This window comes from Actinoalloteichus sp. AHMU CJ021 (genome assembly GCF_002895405.1).
GTDB lineage: Bacteria > Actinomycetota > Actinomycetes > Mycobacteriales > Pseudonocardiaceae > Actinoalloteichus_B > Actinoalloteichus_B caeruleus.
This window is the reverse complement of the sequence record NZ_CP025990.1, coordinates 5998300-6014874: the sequence shown is the minus strand read 5'-3', so window position 1 is coordinate 6014874 and position 16575 is coordinate 5998300. Positions and strand designations below refer to the sequence as shown.

Genomic DNA, 16575 nt, shown 5'->3' with positions numbered 1-16575 from the left:
GTCCGACCACCACCGCTGCTCGTGGTGGTCGCCGATGCCCGGGCCGAGCCGGCCACGCAGCACGCACCCAGTGCTCAGAGCACCGCCGAGCCCGACCGCCGACGCGGAGAGCGGACCGTCCTGCCCCCCACGTCAGAGCGCTCGCGGCCGCTCGGTGAGGAACCCCAGCCCCGGACATCAACGCGGCTGCTCCACTTCGCCAACTGGTTCCGACCCGGTGATGCCGAGCAGGTCCAGCGCTGCGCCAGAGTCGTGAACCGTCCACGCGGGGAGGCGGACGGCGGGTGCATCCTCCGTCGCCCGCACCAGGGCCCGTCGGTGCAGCATCAGGCGGAGGTGCCGCGCGGGTGCCATGCCCCCGTCGCACCCCCGGTCGAGCAGCACCGGTCGCGCCGGATCGCCGCTGCACTTGAGCAGCACGTCCACCGGATGGCCGTGCTGGCGCCTCCCCAGCTCAGGGCTCACGTCCGGCACGTCGGACAGGAGTTCGTAGAGCCGTTGCGCGAGCGGGTCGGGCTGCGCCGAGTCGCCAGGCCCGAATGCCGGGTCCTTCTCGGCGGCGCGGAGCAGTTCGCCACCCGTTCCACCCCGCTGGCGCCAGAAATCCCGGTCCCCGACGAGGACGAGGTGGGACCTGGCCCGGGTGATGGCGACGTTCCACAGATTGAGCTGGCTGTTCACCCAGTTGATGGCACCCGGGCTCATCGACTCCCCGGCGACCAACGAGAACACCACGGCGTCCCGCTCCCCGCCCTGGAAGGTGTGCACGGTGCCGACCCGCACCCGGTCGTGATCGCCCAGCTGCCGGTCCAGCTCGGACTGCTGCGCCTTGAACGGGGTGACGACGCCGATGGTCGCGTCGTCCGGCAGCTGCGCAAGGAGGTACTCGACGCACTTCCTCACCTGCGCGGCCTCTTCCCGGTTGATCCAGGATGTGCCCGCCCGGGGACGCTGCGGCCGGCCCGCGCTGTTGGACCAGGCGATCGCGGGGCGGCCGGTTGTCGCACGGCTCCGCACGTCGGTGAGCACGGTCAGCGCGCCCCCGTAGAACAGCTCGTTCGACACCGCCGCGATGTCCGGGTGGCACCGGTAGTGCTCGTCCAGCAACGAGCTGCCACCGTGAGCGGCTTCCGCGGCGTGGAAAGCCGAATGCCGGAGGTAGGACAGCTTGTGCTTCTCCAGGAACGGGGATCCGACGCCTGTGCGGCGTCGAATGGGGGCCTCGCGTTGTGGAACGAGCTTGGTGATGTGCTCGAGCTGCATGACGTCACCGATGACCAGCGCGCGTCGTGCCCGGAACAACAGCGGCAACACCTGGGGGATGGAGCACTGGCTGGCCTCGTCGATGATCACGAGGTCGAACGGTCGGCCACCCGTGGGGAACCGCCGGGCCGACAGGCTCGTCGTCGCCCAGGCCCGTACGTGGGGTAGCACTTCGCGGAGGGCCCGCCAGTCCGATTTGTCGGCCGGGGCCTGGATGAGGGCGCGGAGAGCGCTCCTACCTCGGTCGACCGCCTCGGCGGCGGCGACTCGCCACAAGGCGAGAGAAGACTGGTGCACAACCTCTTCCGCTGACTTCAGGTAAGTCCCGAGGTCCTCGTCCGAGGGGGCGGTGTCCGCTTCGGCCCGAAGACGTCGCCACCGGCTTTCGGCACCGGCGAAGTCGGCAAGGTGACGGCAGTGCCGCCGGCTGTCCTCGGTGGTCTCCAACCCTGCTGACTTGAGGAGCCGGCTCCGCCGCCAACCACCGAAGAAGCGGGCCTTCTCCAGCCGCCGAGCCTTCCGTTCCCAAGCTTCTGGTGCGGGCCCCAGGGCTTCCGCGAGCGACGGCGCGGTGCGGTCGAGGCGGTCCGCCTCGCTTTCCCGACGAGCACCGACATCGAGCAGCTCCTTCTCCACCTCCGCCTTGCGGGTCAGGTCCGCGCGGACCCGGTCGAGCTGCCTGCTGCTCCTGGTGTGCTCGGCGCGTGCCGTGGCGAGAGTGGTGTCGGAGGGCTTCCACCTCAGCAGGCGTTGCAGTGCATCGGCTTCGTGCTGGCGGTAGTCCTCCTCCGAGGAGGACGACCCGGTGCGCACGACGCTGTCCCGCAGGAGGCGGTCGCAGCGCCGCCAGACCTCGTTCACCGCCTGGTTGTTGGTGGAGGCCACCAGCACCGACTGCCCGTTCGTCACCGCCGTGGCGACCGCGTTGGCGACGAGCTGGCTCTTCCCCGTACCGGGTGGACCGGTGGCCACGGTCAACCGCTGGGACATCGCGGCGCGCAGGACCGCGAGCTGTGCCTCGTTCGTTGGCAGCAGGGTGACCACGGTGCTCGCCGCTGGTGGGGCATGGTCGCCAGCCTGGAGCAGTGCGCCCAACGCGGTGTCGTTGATCTCGCGGTGGTGGTCGGCGATGTAGTCGAGGTCCTTGAGCAGTTTTCCGCTCGCCGCGGTGGCCTCGGTGCCCCGGATCAGCACAGCGGCGTTGCGCGCGCCGTCACCAGGCGAGTTCGTGTCGATGCGCTTGTCGAGGGATTCCGGGCGGAGCTCCTGCACGCACGGCAGTGCGAAGTCCTGTCGCAGCAGGTTCCGGGCGTCCGTAGCGAGGAGGTTGTGCTGTCCTCCGGGCCAGGTCGGCTGGTAGGTCCCGATGAGGTGGGCCGCCTCCTCCCGCCCCAACAAGTCCTCGGCCAAACCCGGATGTGGCAGTACCTGCCCGTAGGGCCGGAAGCGGAGCGGTGCGCCGCCCTCACCGCCGACGACCTCGACCCGGCGGACGAGCAGTGGTGCGAAATGGGGCGCGGTCCAGCGCTTCCCCCTTCGCTGCTGGTGCAGGACGACGGCGGGGTACCCCGTCCAGAGCTCATCGTGCTCGCTGAGAGTCCGGAGGAACCGTTCCGCTTCCTCCGGGACGTCGGTGGTGCCGTCCTCGTCGAGGTCACCGGAGATCATCCGCTCAGCGCCTGGAAGGCAGACGTAGCTCTGGTCTCGTTCAGACACCGGCAGGTACGGCATCCCCGACTCGTCCTCGAGCACGCACGCCCGGTAGTAGTCGATCAGCTCCTTCCACGAGACGGGGCGCTTCCCGGTCTGGTCGTCGGCCTCCAGGGGGTCCGGTCCGGGAGCACGGCTCGGAGGGCGGTTGGGTGCGAGCGGCGCGAGCACCGGCGGTCCGACTGCCGGGCTCGACGCGATCACGATGCGGTCGTTCACCCCGAGGGAGGACTTGGTCGGGATCTGGCCGTTCCGGCTCCGCAGCTGCCGGGTGACGTGGTCGAACAGGTCGTCGACGGAGACGGTCCCCGAGCCGTCCTTGGCCGCCTTGCCCGTGCGGAGCGCTTCGACCACCGCGCCGGTGAACACCGACGGCGCCGGCCCGTCCGGGGTGTCCGCCCCGGAGAACGACTCCTCAAGGGGCCCCGAGGAGCTCAGCACGTAAACGCCGCGGCTGTTCAGAGGGACCGATCCTCCGGACTTCGCGGTGCCGCGCGCGGAGTCGGTGGTGCGGAAGCCGAGGGTGAACCCCCCGCTCAGGCAGCAGTCGAGGACGGCGACCTTGTGCGGCGCTCGGCAATCCTCGAGGCACCCGTTGATGAAACCCGCGCTGATGCCGGTCGCGGCGAGCTCGTCGGCCTTGGTGTCGGTCGCGACGAAGTAGAACTCGCCCGTCGTCGCGACCATTCTCACGCCGTGTCCGCTGAGGTAGATGAGCGCCAGCTCGTTCGACTCGCGTTCGTCGAGGAACTCGTCGATCTCCACGCGGAGGTCGTCGGCGGGAAGGTCCGCGGCCACCCGAACCGACTCGAACCCGCCGACGGAGCGGTGTTCGAGGACCTGCCGCAACTGCCAGGTGTCCGCCCGGGTGGAAGGCAGGTCGGAGAAGGCCGGGTCCTGGTAGACCTCGGTGTGGATGAGGAGTGCGTGTCGTCGCAGCAGGCGGCGGTTCACTCCGCGTTCTCGACCTTCTCGAGGAACTCGCGAACGAGCTGGTGTTGGCTGGGATCGGGCTTCCCGGTGATCTCCAGCGTGGCCTCGCCGCAGGTGACGCGGACCTTGCGATGGCGATCGCGCTGGCACCACTCCCTGATCGCCGTGACGAGGACGTTCGCGAGGGGCTTCGACGCCGCGAGTGCGGCCACGAGCAGGGCGACATTCGTCAGGTTGCCGCCCTTGCTCCCCGGGAGACCGGAGGAGGACCCGCTCGTGAAGTCGACCGACGTTCCCTCCACACGAGTGAGGTCGTCGCGCAGGGACCGGGTCAACCGCTCCTCGCGTAACGGGTCCCCGCCAGCCAGCACCGCAACCCGGTAGACGTGTGTCCCTGCCGCCATGTCGTCCTCCCCGTCAGTCACGGTGGTGTGCCGAACCGGGAGCGAGGGTAGAGCCGAGGTGCGCCTTGGCAGGACCAATCGCGGGGTGTCCCCCTGAATGGAGTACTTCGCGTCGCACGATTCGTTCGGCTGCTCCTCCGATCGGTCGAACCGGCTCGTACCGCCCGAACGGCCAGGACCCGGTGGAACCCCGTCCCGCCGCTCGGCGCGGAGGACGGGGTGGTCCGGATCGCGGGAAGTCCGCCGCCCCGCGGGTCGGAGGTGCCGCTCATGTAGGAGGAGCGGCGGGGGTGTCGGTACACGCGCTGCTGGTCCCGTCGCCGCGATCACTCCTTGCGCGCGTCGCGGACCCGGTGTACCGCCGTGCCGGTGACCTGCGCGGACCCACCCATCGCAGGTGGGCCTGTTGACCGGTGCGGTCGTCGTCCCCGGACCGGCGCGGACCCGTCCGAACAGGCAGCGGTGACGCGGCCCGGGCTGGGTCCCGGTGCGCGGCGTCCCAGGCAGGACACCGAGGCGGTAGCGGCTGCCGTGCCGGCCCGTGAACGAGTTGCCCTCGTCGCCTCGGACCCGGGCTGGCCGAGGGGGAGGTCGTCCTACAGCCGGCATCGTGCGGCCCCTACCGCCGCTCCTCGGACTCCGGAAACCCCAGTTCGGCGAGCAGCGCGCGGATCGCCGGGCTGGTGTCGGCGCTGCGCCGCCACGCCGCATGGACCTCACGCTTCGGTTGCCGCCGCAGCGGGCGGGCTACCAGCTCCGCCCCCAGCGGAGGGCGGGCCAGGCGAGGGACCAGCGCGATGACCTCACCGGATGAGACCAGGGACAGCTGGGTGGCGAAGTCGTCGATCAGGTGCCGCACGTCGGGCTCCTCGGGTGCCTGGGCGAACAGCCGCCGGAACCACTGGTGGCAGACGGTGCCGGGCGGGCTCGTCACCCAGCTGTGGCTCGCCAGGTCGGTCTCCGCGAGGGGCGCGTCGCACCGCGCGAGCGGGTGCGTCCGGTGCATGACGACGTCGCCGACGTCGGTGTGGACGTGGCGCTGGACGAGGGAGGGCGGCAGCGCGGTCGGCAACCCGTCGGCGTCGTGGACCAGGGCGAGATCGGCCGTACCGGCGTCGACGCTGTGCAGGGCCTCCTCGGGGTCCTGTTCGGTGATCCTCGGCCGGAGGTCGGGGCAGTTCGAGGACAGACGGGGGAGGGCGGGGGCGAGCAGTCCTCGAACGGCGGTGGAGAAGGCGACCACCCGGATCACCCCGCGTGGAGCGCCGTCCGCCACCGACTGGGCGGCGTCGGCGCACCGTTCCAGCGCCTGGAACACCTCGGGTGCGCGGTCGACGAGGGCCTGCCCGGCCGGCGTGAGCACCACCCCTCGGCCAGCCGGGGAGAGCACGGGGACCCCGAGCTGGCGTTCCAACCGCTTGATCTGCTGGGAAACCGCGGAGGCCGTGAACCCGAGCTGGTCGGCCGCGCGCACCAGGCTGCCGAGAGCGGCCACCGACCGCAGCGCCCGCAGGCCAACGACGTCGATCACGAAGGGATGCTACGCGGTACCGGCAAGAAACCCTCGCTGGACCGCAGGTATGGGCATCGACAGGATCGAGGCATGACTGACCCGTCGATCCCCGCCCACCTCGTGTTCGGCACGAACCTCGTCGCGATGGTGACGCCGATGCGCCCCGACGGGGCGATCAGCGAACCCGCTCTCCTCACGCTGGTCGACCACCTGGTGGACAACGGGTGCGACGGGATCGTCGTCGGCGGGACCACCGGTGAGGCCCCCACCCTCACCGACGCGGAGACCGCCTGGCTGGTGCGGACCGCGGCCGCCCGGACCGGGAGCCGGGCTCGGGTGATCGCCGGGGTCGGCACCCACGACACCGCCGCCAGCGTGCGCCAGGCACGGCAGGCAGAAGCCGCCGGAGCCGACGCGCTGCTGCTCGTCTGCCCCTACTACTCCAGGCCGACGCAGGCCGGGGTCGTCGCCCACTGCACGGAGGTCGCCGAGGCCACCGGCCTCCCGGTGATGCTCTACGACGTCCCCGCGCGCACCGGGACCGCGCTGGAAGCCGCGACGCTGGTGGAACTCGCCGGCCACCCCCTGATCCGCGCGGTCAAGGACGCCAAGGGGGACCTGTTCGAGGCGATGACCGTCATGGCCGGTACGTCGCTGGCCTACTACTGCGGCATCGACGAACTGAACCTGCCCTACCTCGCGTGCGGGGCGGTGGGTGTGGTCAGCGTGGTGGGCAATGTCGCGGCCGGCCGCAACGCCGAGCTCCTAGGAGCCGTCCACACCGGAGACCTCACCCGTGCGCGGGAGCTCCAGTCCGGGCTGATCCCCCTCGCGGACGCGGTGATGCGCACCTCGCAGGGCGCGATCATGGCCAAGGCCGCGCTCGTCGAGCTCGGGGTGATCCCGCACGCCACGGTGCGCCGTCCGTTGCTCCCCTCAACGCCCGCCGACCTCCAACGGCTGCGCGCCGCGTTGGCGGCGGTCGCGCTCCCGGCCTGACCACCACGTCACCCGCTGCCCACGCTTCTGCGCAGCGGCCCTGCGGATCAGCCCGTTCTCCGCCACGGCTGGGTGCGCGCTGCCACCCACCGCTGCCGGCCCCTGGTTCGGATGACACCCGCCAGCTCCCCGTGCCCCGGCCAGGGCGGGCGTGGCCGTGCGCTGGGGGAGCGCACGGGCAGGACGGCGCCGCCCGGTGCGCCGCCCGCGAACACCCCGAACAGCACCGTCCGCCAGCGGGCGGCCGAGGGCCACGAACCCGAGCGCCCGACACCCGCGAACGCCGGGAGCGCCGGTGCCTGAACGCCCGTGCTCCGCCCGGCCCCCGGGGCCCGATCGGCGGGTGGGCCGACGCCGGGGGAACGAGCACCAGGCGGGCAGCGGCCAGGCAGGGGCCGGACGCTGTCCTCCCGGCACGTGTCGCGGGAGCACACGGTGCCCGCAGGTCTGGCCCGTTCTCCCGACGGGAGTGGTCGAGGCCGAGGGCGCCGGCATACGAGGAGCCGCCTCGTCGGCAGGGACTCGGCGGTCACCAGCCGCCGGAGCTCCGTCCTGGCGGGACCCGCGCCTCACCCGATCAGGTGGACCGTGTCGGGCATTGCGGTCATGATCGACGAGCGAGCCCGCCAGCCCGCCGCGTGGTGGGAATCTGGGTGGATGACCGAGACGCTGGAGGACACGGTGGAGTCGGTGGAGCAGTTGGCCACCGCCTGGCGCGGCCTGGTGCTCGACGCCAGTCCGACGGCCGACGTCCGGGACCTCCCCGGAGTGGCCGTCCGGTGGGCCGAGTCGCGCTTCCCGTTCTGGAACTGCCTCACCCTCACCGAGGTCGGTGTGGACCCGGCGTTGCTCGACCAGCGGTTGGGGGAGGCCGCGCGGATCATGCGCGGGAAGTCCCGTCCGGGGCACCTGTGGCTGTTCGAGGACCTGCTGGACGACGCCGCGCGCCGGGCGCTGCCCGAGGCGGCCGACCGCGCCGGGCTGACCCGCGCGTTCTCCGGGATGGGGATGAGCGCCGACGTCCCGGACGGGGCGGCACCCGAGCACCCGCGTCTGACCTGCGAGCGGGTGACCACCGACGAGCAGCTCGAGGCGTACGCGGACCTGAACTCCCGTGCCTACGGGTTCGCCCTCGAGGACGGCCGGGACGGGCTGAACGGGTCCGAGCTGTGGAAGGCGGGTGTGCACGCCTACCTGGCCCTCCGGGACGGGGTTCCGGTGAGCGCGGCGGCGACGATGGAGTGCGCGGGCCGGCTGTTCGTCGCCCTCGTGGCCACCGCGCCCGAGGCTCAGCGGCAGGGCTTCGGGGAGGCCGTGACGCGCAGGGCGCTCCACGAGGGTGCTCGCGCCACCGGGCTCACCCGCGCCACCCTGCACGCCACCGCCGCCGGCGCGCCGGTCTACCGACGCATCGGTTTCCGGCCGAACTCACCCCTGCACTTCTATGTGCCCACACCGTGATCACCCCGCGTGCGGGGAGAGGGTGGTGAGGGTGCGCGCGTCCCGCCTCACGTCCGGGTCGATCGTCGCATCCCGCCGGCGGACCACTTGCCGCGTCATCGAACCTCCGGGCTGAGGTGGAGGGGCCGACCGGGCTTCTCCGGGTTGCTAGGCTCCGCGCATCCACTGTGAATCGGGGGGCGACGGCGATGAGCGCTGCCGGCGACAGCAACGTCGACGACGGGCAGGGAATCGCTGCCGGCGTCTACACGATCGATGCCGCCAGGTCGGAGATCTCGTTCCGCACGAGGGCGCTGTTCGGGCTGCTCGGTGTGCGGGGAACGTTCTCCGTCGAGAGCGGCACGGTCGAGGTGGGAGAACCCACCACGGGGTCCACGGTCGAAGCCGTCGTCTCGGCAGCCAGCTTCTCCAGCGGCATTGCCCAGCGGGACGAGCACGTCCGCTCGTCCGACTACCTCGACGTCGCCAACCACCCGCGGATCTTGTTCGCGAGCGAGCGCTTCGAGTGGACCGGCACCCTGGGGGTGATCGAGGGGTGGTTAACGGTCCGGGATGTCACGCGTCCCGTCAGGCTCGAGGTCACCAGCGTCACTGGCGGCGGCGATGAACTCGCAGCCCGAGCCACGACGACGATCGACCGGTTCGACTTCGACGTGACCACGGGACGCGGGATGACCGGCCGCACGCTCCAGCTGACCCTCGACGTCATCGCCACCCGTTGACGCATTGGTATGACTTACGCAACTGGTTCTCTCGTTCACGGCCCCGGCAGAGCGTCGCGGGGGACGGAGGGCGTCGCCTGCGGACGTGGCGCGTCAGGAGCTAGCCAGGCGGATACCAGCCGTTCGGACATGCTCGTCCTCGACGAGGTCCGGAGCGGCGGCCACGAGGCCACCACTGTGCCGGGAGGACTGCCGCTGGACGGGGGCGATCGCGCCCTGACCACGACCGTCGGTGCCACGCCTGCCCCCGAGGGCGCGCTTCCGTCACGCGGCGCAGAACGTCGTGGTGCAAGTGGTCGTTGGTAACGGTGCCGACCGCGAGAAGCTCATCGAGCGCTCGCCGCGCGTGCCCATCGACTCCCCCACACGGGGCCGTCTCGGACCGCCCTGGCCGCTCGCCGTGAGTGCGGCGGGCAGCCTCCCCACGGGCAGGAGGACCTGGGGTTGCGGGCCCCCGCACCTCGCGTCGCTGATCAGACGCGCTCACAGTGACCGGCGTCGATCCCTCCGCTCGGCCAGCGATGTGTGATGCACGGACCTCGGCCCGCGGCCCTCGTGGGGGCGGCTGGATCGCGACCATCCGCGAGGACACGAACGCGTGACCAGCGGAGCTGGTCAGCCTTCTCGGCTGCTCGTCGAAGCTGGTCGCGGCGGGGCGTTCCTGAGTCGCGGCGAACATCTCGAACCGAATCGTATCCGGACTGCGCTTCCGGGCAGCGGATCTGTTGGTCCGAGGAGGCAGCCTCGGTCGCACTGCGAAACCCTTGCCGCGTCGACCGGCTCGACACCGCTGCGCGCTGGTGCCATCGGCTGCTGGCCGTGGTGGGCGCCGACGACGTGACGTGGCGGGCGATGATCAGCTCGGTGCTCGCGGATATCGCGCTGCGCACCGGTGACCTCGTTGGTGCCGTCACTCACGGTCGTGCCGCGCTCCACCTGCTTCCGCCGACAGCACGGGGCGTCACGGTCGGGGGCCCGCTGAGCAGCGTTGTGCTGGTGGCGACCAGGAAGGGCGAGTACGCGGTCGCGGCCGAGTACGTCCACCAACCCGTGCCCTCGGCCCTGTTCGATAGTCGCCACGGGCCCCGCTGCCTTGATGTGAAGCTCATCACCACCTGGCCTCAACCAGGGCCACCGCGCATTCGCTGACTTCCTGTCCTGCGGCGAACTGCTGCGCGGCTGGGGGGTGGACTCGTCCTCGACGGTGCCGCGGCGGAGCAGCGCCGCCGAGGCCTGGGTGCACCTCGGCAACCATGACCAGGCCAGCGACTCGCGGATGAGCAGCGCTCCCGGTCGGACGCGGGCCACGCCCGCACGCGGGCGTCATCACTGCGCATGCTCGCCGGGAACGCTCCGGCTGCCCGACGGCCGGAGCTGCTCACCGAGGCACTGGAACTCCTCGAACGGTGCGGTGACCGTTACGAGCAGGCACAGGTGCTCACCGATCTCAGCCACGGCCACCACCTCCTCGGCGAGAACCGCCGGGCGCGCATGGTGCTCGGCCGGGCCTGGCACCTTGCCAAGGTCACCGGCGCGGCACCGCTGTCACGGAAGCCGCTCCGTGCTGACGAACAACCCGCCGTGTCGCCAGCGGTCCGCGTCGGCCGGTGGACACCACGGCGCTTACCGCCTCGGAGCACCGGCTCGCCGCGCTCGCGGTGCTCGGATGTCCGAACCGGAAGATCGCGGGGAACCGCACATCACGGTGAGTACGGTTGGAACAGCACTCACCCGCGTATATAGGAAGTTGAATGTCAAACGAGGTAGAGATCTGCCCGTCGAGCTGGGTGTCAGAATCCTGTGAGTCTACGTACTGGCGCGTTCCGAATGGCCCCATCGATTCGCATGGTTTCGAGCTCGGCTCGATCAGTACTTCTTGCGAGATGCCTGGTTGGCGTTAGGGTGGGACGGGAGGCCGGAGGCCGGTTCACCGACCATGCGCGGAAACGTGGTTATGCGCGGCGTGGGCTCCTGGCGGCGCGCCCAGGGGCCGAGTTCCGCGTATGAGCGGGGACCTCGAAATCCGAGTCCGTGACTTTCGGTGATCGCCGTCGAGAATTGTCCTCCGTGTTGTCGCGACGGTCGGTGATCAAACGGAGTCTCCGTGTGACAGGTGTATGGTTCTTTCGCGCCTTCGGGTGCCCCTTGGTCTCGGAACGCAGTCGCTCGACTACCGTGTGATCGCTGTTCCGCCGGTTGGCGAGTTCCACGACGGAAGTTATCCGTATTTGGCGCGGGATAGCGAAGTTCGCCCGATGGGGACCTGTCCGACCTGGGCTGATAACGATCCGGTGGCGGGCGTGTTTCCGAACGAACTCGGCGAGCAATTAGTGATCGTTGGATCACGCTCGGTAGTACCCGGTAGTCATTTGTCGCGCGTTGTTTCCTGAAATAATTGCGGCTGCGAGGGCAGGGCTATATGGTTCGCCGCAGGGGAGTAACAGGTGTTCCTCGGCGTGCTGCAGGGATGCGCGACTGGGGGTTTGACGAGGCGACAGGCTTACGGGCGATGGGCATCGCACTGGGACCTTCGGAATCCTGCCGTCTGTCGAACGTCTCTCTCACTGGGGCGGATCAGGCGAGGTGCTTGTTGTGCTGGTCGAACGGCGGTTCGAGTTCGAGCTGCTGGAAAGGCTGTTCGCGGAGACCGCCGGAGGGCAGGGTCGGATAGCCCTGGTCGACGGTGCGGCCGCGAGCGGCAAGACGGAACTGCTGCGGACGTTCGCCGACCACCGCGCCACGCACGGCGCAGTGGTACTCAGTGTGACGGGGTCGCGCGGCCAGGGCGATCGACCGTTCGGCGGTGTTCGCTCGCTCGTCGCGAGCATGCGCGTGCCCACGGCTCGGACGGCCGCGTTCCTGCGGCTGACCGCCGGTCAGCGGCCGGCCCTCAGTGACGAACCAGCGGAGGTCACCACCTTCGACGTCGCCCAGGATCTCCTCGAGCTCGTCCTCGAGCTGTCCCAGAAGGACACGGTGCTCATCACCGTGGACGACGCACAGTACGTGGACGCCCAGTCGATGGAGTGCATCCTCCACCTCGCCAACCACACCCGGTCGGCCCGCATCATGCTGTTGGTTACCGAGGTGGTGTACGACAGCGCGACCCATCCGGCCTACCGCATCGAGTTGATCCGCCAGGCGAACTTCCGCCGTGTGCGACTCGCTCCATTGTCCTCGGACGGCGTGGCGGAAATCCTCGCCCGCCACATCGCCTCCGACCTCGCCGACCGGCTCGCCCCTGCCTGCCACCTCATCACCGGCGGAAACCCACTACTGGTGCGTGCGCTGATCGAGGACCAACTGGACGCTCCCCAGTCGGTCCCGGCCGCCCCTGACGCGCGCCCAGTCATCGGCGATGCCTTCCGGCAGGCCGTGTTGACCTGCCTGCGACGCAGCGGCTCCGACGCGCTCGGTGTCGCCCGGGCGGTCGCCGTCCTCGGCACCGACACGACCGTGGGACGGGTGTGCGCGCTGCTACGTCAGCCGCGCGTCGAGGTCGAACGGGCCTTCCAGACGCTGCGGCTCGTCGGATGCCTTGAGGACAACGACTTCAAGGACGCGCTGTTCCGCCAGGCCGTGCTCGACTGCGTGGCGCCAGCGGAGCTGTCCGGACTGCACCGTTCAGCCGCCCGCGTACTGCACGAGGACCAGGCCGGGGTCATTGTCGTCGCCCGGCACCTGCTGGCCACCGACCACGTACCCAACAGGTGGGCGGTGCAAAGGTTGCGGCAGGCCGCAGAGGACGCGTTGCGCGCGGACCAGCCCGCTGCGGCCGTCGACTTCCTCGAACGCGCGCTCCTCGGCTGCGGCAAGGGGAGCACGAGCGCGAAACTGCGTTTCGCGTTGCTGGACGCCGAGTGGCGTGGTAACCCCGCGAACGCCGTCCGTCACCTACCCCGACTGCTGGAGCACGAGCGCGCGGGCGAGCTGGACGTCACCCACACGGCGCGCCTGCTGTACTACCTGCTGTGGAACGGCCGGCGCCAGGACGCGGCGGGCGTGCTCAACCGGCTCGGTCACGAGTACCGCGCCAACGACGGGGACGTCAGCGAACCGCTGAAACACCTCGGACTGTGGCTCGCGCACTCCCATCCCGAATTCGCCGCGCGCTGGGCGAAGGCGACCGGGGAGACCCAGCAGGACTCGTCTCCGGCCAGCTGGCCAGCCATGGCCTCCGTCGTGTTGAGCACGGTCCTCTCCGGTGACAGCGAAGCTGCCTCCGTAGCCCCTGCGGAGAGAGTGCTGCGAGCCACCGTGCTTGGTGACCGCACAGTGGAGGCGGCCTGGTACGCGCTCCAGGCGATGATCTATTCCGACCAGCTCGACGTGGCCCTGCGGTGGTGCGACACACTGCTCGCCGAGTCGAAGGTGCGGGGCGCGACCTGGTGGGAGGCGATGTTCTCGGCATGTCGTGCCGAGATCGCGTTGCGCTACGGCGAGCTGCCCCGGGCCGCGAGCTACGCGAACCGGGCGATCCGGGCTGTCGGGATCGAGGGTTGGGGAGTCGGAGTCGGCATGCCCCTGGGAGTCCTGGTGTCCGTGGGAACCGTCGTGGGTGACCACGACGCCGTGCAGCGCCATCTCCGCCAACCGGTTCCCGACGAGATGTTCGGAACCGGGTTCGGCGTGACCTACCTGCGTGCCAGGGGACGGTACTACCTGGCGAACGGCTGGTCCGCCGCGGCGCTGAAGGACTTCCAACGCTGTGGTGAGCTCATGGCGACTTGGGGGTTCGAGGCCCCGGGCCTGGCCCCGTGGCGTACCGATGCCGCCGAGACCCATCTGCGGCTGGGTCACGTCGCCGAAGCCCGGGCGCTCGCCGAGGAACAGCTCGAACTCGGCCGCCGGGCCAGTGCGCGAGCGCACGGTGCGGCGACGCGCATCGTCGCGGCCACCTTCGATGCCAGCAGCAGGTTGCGCCTGCTCAAGGACGCCGTGGAGCTGTTGCAGGCCAGCGGTGACCGTCTGGAGCTGGCCCACGCGCTCCTCGATCTCAGCAAGGCGCACCAGGCGCTTGGGCAGGCGGCCAAAGCGCGGATGGTGTCGCACCGCGCGGGCCGCCTCTTGCGGGCCTGCCGGCTGGAGATGGGACCAGTCACCAGCGAGCGACGTGACCCGCCGCTGAGCACCACCCACGGGCAGTCGGTCCCGACGGTGGCCAGACCCGGGGCCCCTGGCGCCTCCGAACAGGCCGTGATTGGGGCCCTCACCACCTCCGAACACCGAGTCGCGGCGCTCGCCGCACTCGGATTCACCAACCGCGAGATCTCCGGCAAGCTGCACATCACGGTCAGCACCGTCGAGCAGCATCTGACGAAGATCTTCCGCAAGCTCAAGGTCACCAAACGAACGGACCTACCCGCCTACCTTCGACGCGATGTGAACTCCGTTGGCAAGCCCGGGAGTGAGGTGGGGTTGGCGAGGGATCGCGACACCGGCCGCCGAGCCGCGGCGCGCTCCGCGGCCTACCGGGTCAGGGGGGCGGTAGGCGCGAGCGATCAGCGAACGGGATCGCACGACCGCTCCGCGTGATGCGATGGGCGACACGTGGAGCGGTTGCCGCCCGAGGGGGCCGGCGAGACCCTGACCCGCATCCGTGGCAGCATCCGACCCGCAACCGAGGATGACGGCACCTCGCCGACCCGCTCGGCCCCCATCCTCCGGTAGAAGCCTTCGGCGTTGGGGTCGGCATCGATGGTCAGGTACTCGAACCCGGCCGTCGCCGCCCTGGCCAACGCGTCCAGCCAGAGGACCCGGCCAAGACCGGTGCCGATCCTGCTCGGCGTGACCCACAGGTTCTCCAGCTCGCCGCCCGGGGCTTCGCCGCCGATGCTGGCGAAGCCCACCACGAGGCCGTCGTGGTCGGCGACCACGAAACGTCCTCGTGCCACGTCCTCGGGACGGAAGGTCAGTTCGTCCCGGCAGGCCGCGAGGAATTCCTGGCCGTAACCCCAGTGCCCTTTCGCGGCGAGCGCCAGGTCGCTCAGCGCACCGGCCTCCTCCGGCCTGGCGGGCCGCAACACCATGGTGGTCATCTCGACTCCTCTCCGCTCGTTGGTGAGGATGCCACCTCCTCCGAGGCGATGGGGACCTTCGAGGTGACCGGGTGGGCCAGGCCGGGCGCGGGGCCGGGGAGGACACCTTAGGCAGGTCGAGTACGAGTTCGGTCTCGATGTCCCGGTTGAGCAGGTCGGCGGCGAGCAGTACCGCCACGAGCCCGGTACGGGATCCAGACCCGACGAACACGTCGCCCCTCCCGTCCCCGCCGTCCGCGGTGTGCAGAGGACGTTCGATCTCCACCGAGGAGGCACGGCTCACCTCCGCGAGAGCGGCGAGGAACTGCTCGGGACCTCGCGTCAGCCAGGGGGATCGTCGTCACCGACCGGGGGCGTGCCATACGTGTCGGGCGGGTGGGGAGCGGGGGCCGGCGCCCGTAGCGACAACCCGGCGCCGACGCGTGACCGGCGTGCCGCCCCGTGACGGACGTCGTCGGGCCGGCTCCGCCAGGAGGCGCTGGCGGGAACGCGTTCGGGGCAGCGCCTCGCGACCAGACCCGCGGCGTCCCGGTGCGCGCCTGGTCGTCGACGACGTGCCGTGGTGGTCGCTCCGAAGCCAGCCCGCGACGCGTGACCGGAGCCGGCCCGCGGTCCCGCGCGGGACCAGTCGTACCGCCCGGACCGCCCGGCCCCGCGGTGAGGCTCAGACGCGCTCGACGACGCGCGGCGCGCCGCTGTCACCCGTGTGCCGCCGTTGTCCCACCGCACGGATCGGGGCGAGCAGCAGGGCGGTGACGGTGAGCGCCTGGATGCCCATGATCATGGCCTGGGTGACGGGGTGCTGGACGTTGAGCAGGACCATCGTCGCGTTGACCGCGAAGTGCGCCGCCACCGAGCCGACGACGCCGGCGCGTTCGTAGGCGCAGCAGCAGAGCATGGCCATCGGAATGGAGCTGACGGCGAAGAGCACGCCGCTGGGAGTCGTGAGACCGAGCTGGTGTTGGACAGTCCCGGCGATGAAGAACAGCGGCAGGTGCCACACGGCCCAGACGGCGCCCAACACCAGGCCCACCTGGAAACGGCTCATCGACGCGCGCATCCTCGGGTACGCGGTGCCGCGCCAGCCCGGCTCCTCGGCCAGCGGTCCGGAGATCACCATCATGACGAGGAACAGCACGGGCCCCTGGGCGCTCATCATCTCCAACCCGGAGTCGAAGCTCGGCGTCGGCCCGTCACCCGCGCCAGCCAGGAACGCGCCAGCCAGCACGGTCGCCGAGGCCAATGCCAGGAGGACGGGAACCCAGACCAGCAGGGGGATCCGGAACCGCGCAGCGTGTTCCGGGACGGCCTCCCGCCGCCGTCCTCGGCGGATGCGGATCACGAGCGCCGCGATCGAGGGCCCGAACGCTCCGAACAGGTGGGGCAGGACGGCGGGCGGGTTCACCGCGGGCCCGCCCATCGCGATCGCCACGCCCCAGGACGCCCAGCTGACGACGAAGGAGATCGCCATGAACAGGACGAGGTCGCCGCGGTACGGGCTGGTCGATGGTGACGTGGACATGCCAGGTACT

The 16575-nt window shown here is 70.8% G+C and carries 11 protein-coding genes; 5 read left to right on the top strand and 6 right to left on the bottom strand.

The window, feature by feature from the left end; all coding sequences use genetic code 11:
• Window positions 1–177 precede the first annotated feature (177 nt).
• The 3 genes from C1701_RS25220 to C1701_RS25210 all read right to left on the bottom strand — a co-directional run bounded on the left by C1701_RS25220 (window position 178) and on the right by C1701_RS25210 (window position 5841).
• Entirely contained in the window at window positions 178–3927 is a 3750-nt protein-coding gene (locus C1701_RS25220; protein ID WP_103056753.1) for a caspase, EACC1-associated type, read from the bottom strand.
• Window positions 3924–4310 (bottom strand): effector-associated constant component EACC1, encoded by a 387-nt coding sequence (locus C1701_RS25215; protein ID WP_016697305.1) that lies wholly within the window; start codon window positions 4308–4310, stop codon window positions 3924–3926. Before C1701_RS25215 ends, C1701_RS25220 begins: the two co-directional genes overlap by 4 nt.
• Before the next feature lie 619 nt (window positions 4311–4929).
• Window positions 4930–5841 carry a LysR family transcriptional regulator gene (locus C1701_RS25210; RefSeq protein WP_103056752.1) on the bottom strand — a complete coding sequence of 304 codons (912 nt, stop codon included), beginning with the start codon at window positions 5839–5841 and terminating at the stop codon, window positions 4930–4932.
• A gap of 72 nt (window positions 5842–5913) precedes the next feature.
• On the opposite strand from C1701_RS25210, the gene dapA reads away from it, so the two are divergent.
• From dapA to C1701_RS25190, 4 genes are all read left to right on the top strand, one after another.
• The gene (gene dapA, locus C1701_RS25205) at window positions 5914–6822 is read left to right on the top strand and encodes a 4-hydroxy-tetrahydrodipicolinate synthase (RefSeq protein ID WP_103056751.1); all 909 of its coding nucleotides are present in this window, start codon (window positions 5914–5916) and stop codon (window positions 6820–6822) included.
• A 657-nt stretch (window positions 6823–7479) separates the two neighbouring features.
• Window positions 7480–8283, top strand: a complete 804-nt coding sequence (locus C1701_RS25200; RefSeq protein WP_103056750.1) for a GNAT family N-acetyltransferase — start codon at window positions 7480–7482, stop codon at window positions 8281–8283.
• Window positions 8284–8471: 188 nt separating this feature from the next.
• The gene (locus C1701_RS25195; protein ID WP_103056749.1) at window positions 8472–9005 is read left to right on the top strand and encodes a YceI family protein; all 534 of its coding nucleotides are present in this window, start codon (window positions 8472–8474) and stop codon (window positions 9003–9005) included.
• Window positions 9006–9824: 819 nt separating this feature from the next.
• The gene (locus C1701_RS25190; RefSeq protein WP_103056748.1) at window positions 9825–10154 is read left to right on the top strand and encodes a hypothetical protein; all 330 of its coding nucleotides are present in this window, start codon (window positions 9825–9827) and stop codon (window positions 10152–10154) included.
• Window positions 10155–10331: 177 nt separating this feature from the next.
• On the opposite strand, the gene C1701_RS27885 is transcribed toward C1701_RS25190, so the two are convergent.
• Complete coding sequence (locus C1701_RS27885; RefSeq protein ID WP_337661952.1) at window positions 10332–10520, bottom strand: hypothetical protein; 189 nt, start codon at window positions 10518–10520, stop codon at window positions 10332–10334.
• 1068 nt (window positions 10521–11588) lie between these two features.
• Here C1701_RS27885 and C1701_RS25185 point away from each other — a divergent pair.
• Window positions 11589–14540 (top strand): helix-turn-helix transcriptional regulator, encoded by a 2952-nt coding sequence (locus tag C1701_RS25185; protein ID WP_103056747.1) that lies wholly within the window; start codon window positions 11589–11591, stop codon window positions 14538–14540.
• Here C1701_RS25185 and C1701_RS25180 read toward each other — a convergent pair.
• Window positions 14507–15043, bottom strand: a complete 537-nt coding sequence (locus C1701_RS25180; protein WP_337661951.1) for a GNAT family N-acetyltransferase — start codon at window positions 15041–15043, stop codon at window positions 14507–14509. The genes C1701_RS25185 and C1701_RS25180 overlap by 34 nt on opposite strands.
• 664 nt (window positions 15044–15707) lie before the next feature.
• A complete protein-coding gene (locus C1701_RS25175; protein ID WP_103056746.1) occupies window positions 15708–16565 on the bottom strand; it encodes a CPBP family intramembrane glutamic endopeptidase in 858 nt (285 codons plus the stop codon).
• Window positions 16566–16575: the final 10 nt, after the last annotated feature.

Bases quoted from the DNA above. Each gene is read 5' to 3' on its own strand.
- C1701_RS25215 (WP_016697305.1), bottom strand. From the start codon at position 4,310: ATGGCGGCAGGGACACACGTCTACCGGGTTGCGGTGCTGGCTGGCGGG.
- dapA (WP_103056751.1), top strand. From the start codon at position 5,914: ATGACTGACCCGTCGATCCCCGCCCACCTCGTGTTCGGCACGAACCTC.
- C1701_RS25200 (WP_103056750.1), top strand. From the start codon at position 7,480: ATGACCGAGACGCTGGAGGACACGGTGGAGTCGGTGGAGCAGTTGGCC.
- C1701_RS25195 (WP_103056749.1), top strand. From the start codon at position 8,472: ATGAGCGCTGCCGGCGACAGCAACGTCGACGACGGGCAGGGAATCGCT.
- C1701_RS25180 (WP_337661951.1), bottom strand. From the start codon at position 15,043: ATGACCACCATGGTGTTGCGGCCCGCCAGGCCGGAGGAGGCCGGTGCG.
- C1701_RS25175 (WP_103056746.1), bottom strand. From the start codon at position 16,565: ATGTCCACGTCACCATCGACCAGCCCGTACCGCGGCGACCTCGTCCTG.